This is a genomic window from Campylobacter coli (assembly GCA_039516895.1).
Taxonomy (GTDB): Bacteria; Campylobacterota; Campylobacteria; order Campylobacterales; family Campylobacteraceae; genus Campylobacter_D; species Campylobacter_D coli_B.
On record CP154437.1, the window covers coordinates 1,136,935 to 1,147,733 of the forward strand.

A 10,799-nucleotide genomic window follows, 5' to 3' on the forward strand; every position below is an offset into this window, starting at 1 on the left:
TTTAACCTTCTTTATTTTCATTTAATTTTTCATTTGTTGTGCTAGAATTTTCATCTTTTTTCATTTCCAAATCAGGCTCAGTTCTTGCCCCAAAAATTTCAGCTGTCTTACTCCACATAAGCTTATATTTGCGTTTTAAAAATTCTATTTCTTCTCGGGCATGTTTTAATTCATGGTTTAAAGTTTCAATAGTTTTTCTATCTTCATCATAAAGCTCTTGCATTGAATAAAGCGCATCTTTTAAAAATTTATTTTCATTTTTTAAAGCATCAAGGGTTTCATCCTTTGCATCTAAAACCTTCTCATGCAAATTTAAAATTGTCCCTATAGTTTTTTCTACAAAGCTTTCTCCTGCTAAAGTCATAGAATTTACCATGGCAGGCTTTGAATTAGAAGCGCTTGGAACAACGCTAAAAGTTCCTTGATTTGCCTCGATATAAATTTTTCCCTCTTCTTCTTTAAAATTCAAAGCGCCATTTGCCATCATTCCTTTTACAACATCTTCATTTAAATGCACAAGTTTGCAAAATTCTTGGAGCTCTAAATAAGTTTGCATTTTCATCCTTTTATAATAAAACTTCTACGCTCTTAGAATCGCTTATTAAATTTTCTTCTTGATTTTTTCTATCTTGTTTTAAAGCCTCTGCCAAAGCTTCATCATTTAAAGCAAGAATTTGCATAGCCAAATAAGCTGCATTTTTAGCTCCTGCCTTACCCACTGCTAAAGTTCCTACGGGAATTCCACCTGGCATTTGTACAGTTGAAAATAAAGAATCCATACTCGCTAAAGCACTTCCTGGCATAGGCACTCCTAAAACAGGTTTAGTTGTATAAGCCGCAACTGCTCCTGCTAAATGTGCTGCCATTCCAGCAGCTGCGATAAAAACTTTAGCTCCTTTTGTTTCTGCTTCTTTAATGTATTCTTTAGTTCGCTTTGGACTACGGTGCGCAGAACTTATAATAAGTTCATATTTTACACCAAATTTTTCGAGTGTTTTAGCACATTCACTCATGATTTCATAATCACTCTTGCTTCCCATCATAATTGATACAAATTTCATCCAATTTCCTTTCTTAAAAAGCTAAAACTGCTGATTTTATTTGGCATTTTAATTTCGTTTTCATTTCCGCTATGAATTTCATTAAATTCTTTATTATTTTTAGAAATAAGTTTTTTAAATTCTACAAAATATTTATCTTCTTTTTTATAAATTTTACCCAATTCATTATCACAAGACTCGATTTTATCTCCTAAAGGCATTAAAATTTCATAGGCTTTATTTAAAACAATCTTGCCCTTGCATTTAAAATATTCACCATCCTCAACGATAGCATGCACTTGATGAGTGCCCTCTTCTATACTTGTATCGTGATTTTGCGTATCTGCTTTTTCCAAAGGACGCGAAACAAGATAACCATCTGTAAAGCCACGATTTTTAAGTGTGGCAATTTCTTTTTCATACTTACTTGCTTCAAATTTGCCTTCTAAAGCATCTTGTATAGCCATTTTATAAGTTCTAGTTGTAAGTGCGACATAATACTCACTTTTAGTACGCCCTTCTATTTTGAATGCACTTATACAATCTTCTTGCATAATTTTTTCTATATAAGAACACAAATTTAAATCTTTAGAATTAAATACATGAGTACCATTTTCATCTTCTTCCAAACGAAAAAGTACTCCATTTTCAGGATTTTTTACATAAAGCTCATAATTAAATCTACAATCATTCGCACAAGAGCCACGATTACTCATTCTTCCACTTTGGACAGAACTAATCAAACAGCGACCTGAGTAAGCAAAACACATCGATCCATGCACAAAAGCTTCGAGCTCAATATCACAATTTTCTTTTAAGCTTTTAGCATCTTTAAGACTCAATTCTCTTGCGATAACGACTCGCTTTGCACCCATATCTTTATAAACTCTTGCATCAAGATAGTTTAAAACATTAGCTTGAGTAGACACATGTAAAGCTATTTCAGGGGCTAACTCTCGAACCAAGGCCATCGCACCCACTGAAGCTACTATAAAAGCATCGGGCTTCATTTCTTTAAGTTTTAAAATATGTTTTTTTAAAGATTCTATTTGTCCGCCCAAATGAAAGCCATTTAAAGTAACATAAACCTTTTTGCCTCTTTGATGAGTATATTTAATAGCTTCTTCAAAACTCTCATAATTAAATTCCCTAGCTGTGCGAGAACGCAAAGAAAAATTATTAACCCCTGCATAAACTGCATCGGCTCCATAAGCTAAGGCGATTTTTAATTTAGTAAAATTTCCCGCAGGAGCTACAATCTCTGGAATAATCATTTTTGACCTAAACTCGCTATGAGTGCTTCTATATCATCATTACTTACAATATCAGTAGTAGAATCACCTTCAATATGAACCGCAGAACTCACACGTTTTTTATCATCAATTCTACCTTCAAATAAAGAACTCATATAACGACTCAAGGCGCGCATTACATTGATAACGCGTTCAATTTTTTGACGGTGAATATCTTGGTATTGCATAGCATCCATTGCCATCATTACCTCATCTTGTCCGCATTGTAATTTATCAATAATTTCTTGGCTTGCTTTTTTCACTTTTGAATTTAATTGTAATGCCTCATTAAAACTAACAACATTTGGGAATTTCTCGTTCAGTTTTGAAAATATTTCAATATTCTTACTCAATGCCTTATCAATTTCACTAAACAAACTTTCAGAATCTGCAAAGAAACTATTAATACTTTCTAATTTATCCATCATCTCGGTAGCTTTTAATTCGCTATCTTTAGTAACATCATCGAGCTGATGAACCACTTTATGCTCTTGGTTTGGCGGGGGTGGTGGCCATACAACACTAGGATCTGGTTTATAATCAGACACCTTTACATCTTCTAACATCAATCCCTCTTCAGATTCTATATGAGACTCTGTTTCGCTTTTATTGTTAGACTCTGCATCCTCATCAAAATTTACATCACCATTCATCAAGGCGTCAAGTTCTTCTTGAGTCATCTTTTTCCTTTTCTAAACCTAGATTTTATTTTGGTACTACGATTATAATCAAATTTATCTAAAATGAAAATATAAATTTAAATTTTCATAGTTTTGTAAGTAAATTTCAAAAAATGATTAAAAAAATATATTAATTAAACCTGAATTAAAAAAAATATGATACAATTTTCATAAATTATCTTAAAGAAGGAGTAAAAGATGGGCAAATTTGTTAACAATGTTGATGAATTCTTTAATTTTTGCAAACAAAACGAAGTTCTTTTTGTAGACTTTCGCTTTACTGATATGATAGGAACTTGGCATCATATCACTTATAATCTTCATGCAATTAGCGAAGAAACTTTTGAAGCAGGAATTCCATTTGATGGTAGCTCGATTCACGGATGGCAGCCTATTGAAAAATCAGATATGATTTTAAAACCTGATGCGCAAAGTGCATTTTTAGATCCTTTTACAGCGGATCCTACGGTTATAGTTTTTTGTGATGTTTATGATATATATAAAGGACAAATGTATGAAAAATGTCCAAGAAGTATAGCAAAAAAAGCAATGGAGCACCTTAAAAATAGTGGTATAGCTGATACTGCTTATTTTGGTCCAGAAAATGAATTTTTTGTTTTTGATAGTGTAAAAATTGTAGATACAACCCATTGTTCTAAATACGAAGTGGATACAGAAGAGGGAGAGTGGAATGATGATAAAGATTTCGCAGATGGCTACAACACAGGCCATCGTCCACGAAATAAAGGTGGATATTTTCCTGTTCAACCTATAGATTCTTTAGTAGATATTCGTTCTGAAATGGTTCAAACTCTTGAAAAAGTAGGACTTAAAACCTTTGTTCACCATCATGAAGTTGCACAAGGGCAAGCAGAAATTGGGGTAAATTTTGGAACACTTGTAGAAGCTGCGGATAATGTACAAATCTACAAATATATCGTTAAAATGGTAGCTCATTTAAATGGAAAAACAGCAACTTTTATGCCAAAACCTCTTTATGGTGACAATGGAAACGGTATGCATGTTCATATGAGTCTATGGAAAGACGGTGTAAATTTATTCTATGACAAAGAAGGCTATGGAGGACTTAGTCAAACTGCTATTAACTATATAGGCGGGGTTTTGAAAAATGCTCGTTCTGTTGCAGCTTTTACCAATCCAAGCTCTAATTCATACAAAAGAATAGTTCCAGGTTTTGAAGCTCCTTGTATTTTAACCTATTCTTGCCAAAATAGAAGTGCAAGTTGTCGCGTGCCTTATGGAATAGGTAAAAATTCAGCTCGTGTTGAAATTCGTTTCCCTGATAGCACTGCTAATCCTTATCTAGCTTTTGTTAGTCTTTTAATGGCAGGGCTTGATGGAATTAAAAACAAAACCATTCCTGTAGGACCTATGGATGAAAACTTATTTGATCTCACCTTAGATGAAATTCGTGAAAAAGGCATAGAGCAACTACCACATACCCTAAGAGGAAGTCTTGAAGCTTTAATTCGTTACAACGCTTTCTTAAAACCTGTAATGAGCGATATCTTTATAGATGATTATCAACATTTAAAATTTGAAACCCAAGTTTGGCCTGTTGAAGCACGTCCAACTGCATACGAATTTAAAACTTGCTACTCTTGCTAAATAAAAAGCAAAGCGAAATTTTAAACGCTTTGCTTTATTTTTATTGATAACTTCTTAAATTCTTACTTTTCAATATTGTATAAATTCACTTTCATAAAGAATCAAAAATTATTATTGTTAATATTGCATCAGAATTTCTAATCCCTAATTTTATATATTTTAGAAATTGATCGATTATACTTCATTTGAATTGTTTTTTCATTATTTTAAACTTGAATAATATTTTAGATTTAATGTTTGATAATTTTATACCATTGTTGAGAAATATAATCGGATAATGTAATTAAATATGTAAACATTTTAGTCAATTAATAATTGGAAAAATTTATGGCATAAAAATACCATAAATTTATATAACTAATTTAAATTATCTTTTTAATTGATTGACAATTCCAAGCATATCATCACTTGTCGTGATAGCCTTTGAACCTGCTTCGTAAGCTCTTTGTCCTGTGATAAGATCGGTCATTTCTTCAACAAGCTGCACATTGCTTAGCTCTATAAAACCATGTCTTATTGTTCCAAGTCCATCTTGAGTTGCTATACCTGCTACAGGTGCACCGCTTGCTCCTGTTTCAAGATAAAGATTATCTCCCATAGAATGAAGTCCAGCTGGGTTGATAAATTGTACAAGTTCAACTTGACCGATTTGCGTTTCTTGTTGTTCCCCTGGAAGCATTACAGAAACTGTGCCATCGGTAGCCACATTAATCGCAGTTGCTCCTTCTGGTATAGTCATTTCAGGCAAAAGCCTATAACCATCTGCATTAACAATATTCCCCTCATTATCTTTTGTAAATTGCCCATTTCTTGTATAAGCTATCGTGCCATCAGGGAGTTGAATTTGAAAAAAACCATTTCCAGCAATTGCCATATCAAGACCATCTGTGCTTGTAGCCTTTAAATTACCTTCAGTAAAAACCTTTGTCACAGCTGTCGGGCGTACACCAATACCTACTTCTATACCCGATGGAGAAAGTGTTGTTGCTGAAGTTGAAGTTCCTGCATATTTCATAACTTGGTACATTAGATCAGCAAATTCTGCACGACCCTTTTTAAAACCTGCTGTGTTGACATTTGCAATATTGTTTGAAGTAACATCAATTTGTGTTTGCTGTGCTACCATTCCCGTAGCAGCAGTATGAAGTGATCTCATCATTTTCTATCCTTTAATCTATTTTATATTATTTTATTTAACAGCTGCAAGTTTATTGATAGCTTCTTGGTTTAAATCATCCATATGAGCTGTCATAACTTTTTGATACATTTCTACCATTCTATTTGCCTCTATGAGCCCTACCATTTCGGTTACTGGATTGACATTAGAGCCTTGAGAAAAACCTTGGCGGACTGCATTGGAATTATCCAAATCTCTAATACGCGTTAAATCATCTATCCTATAAACATTATCCCCATCTTTTTGCAAAGCTCTTATATCATCTACTTGAGCGATAAATAATCTTGCATTTTGAACACCATCTACTTCAATGCTTCCATTTCTGTCCACATTGATATAAACCGCGCCATTTGGGATACGAATTCCTGCATTTTGAGGATTATTAAAATAATCACTGCTTAAAATTCTATACCCTTGCTTATTGACCAAATAACCCTCTTCATTAAGCTGAAAATTTCCATCTTTGCTTAATCTTATTTCACCATCTTTAGTTTGAACCAAATAAAAAGCATCTTCCCTAGTCATAGCCAAATCTAAAGGATTGTTAGTCGCTTTTAAAGAGCCTAAGCTAAAATCTGTATATCCTTGTGAAACTTGAGGAACACCATCTATAGTAGTATTTACAAATCTTGATGCATCTCTTGTGTGATTTTCTATAGGTAACTCATCCTGAGTTTCTTTAAAAATCCTTTTAAAATCTGCAATTACAACATCATCTCTTTTGTAACCACTCGTGTTAATATTGGCAAGATTATTTGTGATAACATCAAGTTTGTTAAATTGAGTTACCATCCCGCCCGTTGCTTGATAATATCCATTTTGCATATTTTTCACCTATAAATTTTAATATTTTAATTTATAAAGCAAAGAGTGTTCCAACTTTTTAAAAGAATGAATTTTAGGGGATTAGATGAATAAAAATAAAAAGCAAGATTTATAAAAATCTTGCTAAAAAATATTTCGTTTTAGTCCATTTGACGGCGTAAGAAAGTAGGAGTTTCAATTTGAGCCATTATCTCTTCATCAAAACCACCACTTACTTTTCTAAGGTTTAAATAAGGATTTTTTTTAGGAGCTTCAGCCTCTTCTGCAGCTTTTTTAGCCATACTGTCTCTATCTTCAAATCCTGTAGCAATAATAGTAACTTCTACCCTATCTTCCATGCTATCATCAGTAGTAGAACCAAAAATAATCTTTGCATTCTCATCAACAATTTCTTCAATATTATTTGCAGCAGCAGAAATTTCAATCAAAGAGCAATTAGAACTTGTTTTAAAATGCAAAATAACCCCTTTAGCCCCTTTAATATCCATACCATCTAATAATGGAGATTCTATGGCATTAGAAAGAGCCTCTTCGATAGCATTTTCTCCACTAGCACTACCTACACCCATAAGTGCTAAACCACGATGACTCATTATAGTTCTAACATCGGCAAAGTCAACATTGATATCGCCATTATCTAAAAGTATAGAAACCATACCCTTAACAGCACGAGCTAAAATATCATCAACCAATTTAAAAGCATCCTTAATCCCTGCTTTTTTATCAATAATACTTAAGAGCTTTTCATTTTGAATCACAAGGATAGAATCACTTTCTTTTTTGAGTTCAAGGAGTCCATTTTCAGCAAGTTTTTTTCTTTGTTTTCCTTCAAAAGCAAAAGGCATAGTTACAACAGAAACAGTTAAAGCACCTATTTCTTTAGCTGCTTGTGCAATGACTGGAGTAGCGCCCGTTCCTGTGCCGCCACCAAAACCTGAAGCGATAAAAACGATATCGCTTTGGCTAAGACTAGCTTTAATCTCTTCAAAGCTTTCTCTAGCACTCTCTGCCCCAACCTCTGGCAACATACCTGCGCCTAGTCCCTTTGTTTTTTTCTCGCCAAGTTGAATTTTGGTTTTTGCTAATGAATTTGAAATAGCTTGTGCATCAGTATTAGCCGCGATTAAATCAAGGTCATTTAAGCCCATCTTGACCATATGATTAATCATATTTCCACCGCCACCACCGCAGCCTATAACTTTAATTTTAGCGCCTTTATTATGTTGCATCTCTTCTACTAAAAATTCGCTCATAAAAACTTTCTCCTTGTTAAAATTGATTCATTATTTTATGCCAAATATTTGAAAAAACATTAGGTTTTTTCTCTTTTGGCTCTTTAAAATCTAATTGTTCTTGTAATATTATTGTATCATTTTCTTGCAAATTTTCGCCAAAAAAATCAGATTTTGTTTCATTTTCCACTTCTTTTTGTGGAATTATTTCTTGCCTAATTTGACGGTTGTAATTTTCTATCTCCCCTTTATATCTTAACTTTTCATTTGAATCAAGTTCATAAGGTGTAAAATAACCTGCACCATATAAACAAAGTCCTATAGCACAAGTATTTTCAGGATCGTTAAAAATTTCACTAAATCCAGTAATCAAATCTTTTCTAGCAGTAGCAAGTCTAACAGAACGGTTATCAAAAGTTGCAGGAGCCAACTCGTCAATACCTGCTAATTTAGTCATTCCACCCGTCAATACAACACCACCACCTATACTATTTGCATAACGATTATCGCTTAAAATTTTAGCTAAAATCATTAAAGTTTCTTCAGCTCTCGCGTAAATTACATTTGAAATGATATCTAAAGAAACCTCATTTACTTTTCTTTCATCTCCCATAGAAGGAATTTGTATCAATGCATTAGGTTGTTGAGAAAGAGCTGCATAATTTAATTTAATTTTCTCAGCTTCTTTTAAAGGGGTATGCAAAGCCATCGATAAATCTTGGGTAATATTAATCGATCCAATTTGTAAACAATCATTATAGCGAATTGAATTTCCAGTATGAACTACCATATCGCAGATGGCTCCACCCATATCAATCAAAACAGCACCTAGTTCTTTTTCACTATCATCTAAACAAGCTATAGCCGAAGCATAACCAGAAAGGACTATATTATCAACTCTTAAATCAGCCAACTCAACAGCTTTTTTTAAATTTTTAATATGAGATTCTTGAGAAATAACTATATGAGTTGAAACCTCCAAACGATTTCCACTCATACCCAAAGGATCATCTACATGTTCTAAATCATTCACCTTAAAATTATAAGGTAAAACATGGATAATTTCATAACCACTTGGAAGATTTGCAGTGTGCTTGGCTGTACTTACCGCACGATGAATTTCTTTGATACCTATCTCATGATTTGGTATATTTACCACACCTATGCTGTCAACACTTTTAGTATAGGCACCTGAAATAGAAACCACCACTTTATCATAATGAACACCGCTCATCATTTCTGCATTTCTAACTGCTTCTTCAATCGATTTTGAGGCAAGTTCGATATTGGTAATAGCGCCTTTTTTTACACCATTAGTTTTTGCTTTTGCAAAACCAATAATTTTTAAACCTTCCTCATCTTTTTGAGCGACAATGGCACAAGTTTGTGTCGAACCTAAGTCAATTCCTAATATATTCAAAATTATTTACCTTTATAATAAATTTTTATTGGATATGTTTTTTTAAGCTCTTCGATCAATTCCTGTTTCATTTCATTAGCTTTTAAGTTTTGTAAATTCTGATTAAGCATTGTGCGATATTGCTGAAATTTTTCAGGATTCATATCAAGCTTTTGCTTATTAATTTTATAAAGTATAGCCTTATCTTCATTTAAAATAACATAAGAACGGTTTTGATCAGAATTAAAAACATTCATTAGAAAATAACTAAATTCCGCTTCATTTAATATATTACTAATCTTAGCATCATTTCTTACAGTATCTCTGCTTACAAAACCTATATTAGTTCCGCTAAAATTTTCTAAATTTTGCTTAGCTTTTTCTTCTAAATTCTTTTTCACCTGTTCACTGATATAAATAGGCATAAGCTCTTCCCTAGCCTCATCAAAAGTCTTAGTTCTTATAGGATTGGTTTTGTTAAGCTTGATGATAATATAACCATTTTGATATTCACTCGGTCTTAACACATCTCCATTTTTCGCCCTAGATAAAGCTTCAAGTGGGTAATAAACATCTGAGTCTGTGATATTTTCATCTTTTTGGAAATTATCTTTACCTTCTTTTAATTCTAAAAATTTAGCATTAGCCGTATTTTTAAGCTGCGCTAAAGCATAATCTTTGGCAACATCCTTTTTAGCCGCTTCAAAACTCATGATTTTTCCGCTAAAATCTTTATATTTAAATTTATTATTTTCATTATTATAAAATTCTTCTAGCTTGCTATCATCGATTTTTTGCATATCCACTGGTAGATAATAAGTGGAAATCTCATATATTTTTTTTGTTTTATAATCTTCTTTGTGTTCATTCCAAAGTTTTTTAAGCTCTTCTTCATTAACTTGTATATTTTCTTTATCTTGCTCTAGTTTTGCGATATTTAAAGAATCTTGCATAAAATAGCTAGCTCCTAGCATTTTCAACTCTTCATCTGTTTGAGGAAGATTAAATATTTGCTCTAGTTTACCGATAATAATTTCATTTGAAAGAGTTTTTTCATATTCTTTTGGAGTCATATTGTTTGCATTTAAAAGTTCGTAGTAAATTGTTTTATTGAAATCACCTGAAGGATCTTGAAAGGCTCTAGTTTCAGCAAGTGCTTGAATAACTTCATTTTCGCTTGAACCTAATCCCAAATCTTTAGCAAAATTTAACAAAAGTTTATCTTCAACTAAAGAGCTTAATGCGGCATTTTCGATTCCTAATTGCTTAGCGCTTTCTTCATTTAAACCACCATTGCTAATTTGGTTGTAATAATTAAAAATCTGATTATATCTTACATTAAATTCATTATAATTGATTTTTTCATCTCCAACTACAGCAACACTCGAACTTCTATTAAGATTAAAATCATAAGCACCCCAACCTAAAAACCCGGCTCCAACAAAAGCTATGGTGCTAATCCATATAGTAATAACAAGATATTTTTTGTGATGTTGCATCCAAGTAAGCATATCATTCCTTGATA

At 32.6% G+C, this 10,799-nt stretch carries 10 protein-coding genes; 1 reads left to right on the forward strand and 9 read right to left on the reverse strand.

From position 1 onward, the window contains the following. Nucleotide 1: 1 nt before the first annotated feature. Genes AAID94_05740 through AAID94_05755 form a run of 4 tightly spaced genes read right to left on the reverse strand, consistent with a single transcriptional unit; the run spans nt 2 to nt 3,012 of the window. Nucleotides 2-556 carry a DUF3972 domain-containing protein gene (locus tag AAID94_05740; GenBank protein XAK23344.1) on the reverse strand — a complete coding sequence of 185 codons (555 nt, stop codon included), beginning with the start codon at nt 554-556 and terminating at the stop codon, nt 2-4. A 10-nt stretch (nt 557-566) separates the two neighbouring features. Next, nucleotides 567-1,061, reverse strand: a complete 495-nt coding sequence (gene purE / locus AAID94_05745) for a 5-(carboxyamino)imidazole ribonucleotide mutase (GenBank protein ID XAK23345.1) — start codon at nt 1,059-1,061, stop codon at nt 567-569. Further along, nucleotides 1,058-2,314: a peptidase U32 family protein gene (locus AAID94_05750; protein XAK23346.1), complete on the reverse strand. Its 1,257-nt coding sequence runs from the start codon at nt 2,312-2,314 to the stop codon at nt 1,058-1,060. The genes purE and AAID94_05750 overlap by 4 nt, the downstream gene beginning before the upstream one ends. Further along, nucleotides 2,311-3,012: a chemotaxis protein gene (locus AAID94_05755; protein ID XAK23347.1), complete on the reverse strand. Its 702-nt coding sequence runs from the start codon at nt 3,010-3,012 to the stop codon at nt 2,311-2,313. Before AAID94_05755 ends, AAID94_05750 begins: the two co-directional genes overlap by 4 nt. A gap of 198 nt (nt 3,013-3,210) precedes the next feature. Between AAID94_05755 and glnA the strand changes: the two genes are divergently transcribed. Then, on the forward strand, nt 3,211-4,641 hold the full coding sequence (gene glnA, locus AAID94_05760; protein XAK23348.1) for a type I glutamate--ammonia ligase: 1,431 nt from the start codon (nt 3,211-3,213) through the stop codon (nt 4,639-4,641). Nucleotides 4,642-5,008: 367 nt separating this feature from the next. On the opposite strand, the gene flgG is transcribed toward glnA, so the two are convergent. From flgG to AAID94_05785, 5 genes are all read right to left on the reverse strand, one after another. Further along, nucleotides 5,009-5,800 carry a flagellar basal-body rod protein FlgG gene (gene flgG / locus AAID94_05765; protein ID XAK23349.1) on the reverse strand — a complete coding sequence of 264 codons (792 nt, stop codon included), beginning with the start codon at nt 5,798-5,800 and terminating at the stop codon, nt 5,009-5,011. Nucleotides 5,801-5,830: 30 nt separating this feature from the next. Then, nucleotides 5,831-6,643, reverse strand: a complete 813-nt coding sequence (locus tag AAID94_05770) for a flagellar hook-basal body protein (protein XAK23350.1) — start codon at nt 6,641-6,643, stop codon at nt 5,831-5,833. Between the two features lie 140 nt (nt 6,644-6,783). Then, nucleotides 6,784-7,896 (reverse strand): cell division protein FtsZ, encoded by a 1,113-nt coding sequence (ftsZ, locus tag AAID94_05775; GenBank protein XAK23351.1) that lies wholly within the window; start codon nt 7,894-7,896, stop codon nt 6,784-6,786. Nucleotides 7,897-7,912: 16 nt separating this feature from the next. Then, the gene (gene ftsA / locus AAID94_05780) at nt 7,913-9,301 is read right to left on the reverse strand and encodes a cell division protein FtsA (protein XAK24787.1); all 1,389 of its coding nucleotides are present in this window, start codon (nt 9,299-9,301) and stop codon (nt 7,913-7,915) included. After that, nucleotides 9,298-10,785 (reverse strand): SurA N-terminal domain-containing protein, encoded by a 1,488-nt coding sequence (locus AAID94_05785; GenBank protein ID XAK23352.1) that lies wholly within the window; start codon nt 10,783-10,785, stop codon nt 9,298-9,300. Before AAID94_05785 ends, ftsA begins: the two co-directional genes overlap by 4 nt. Between the last annotated feature and the right edge of the window lie 14 nt (nt 10,786-10,799).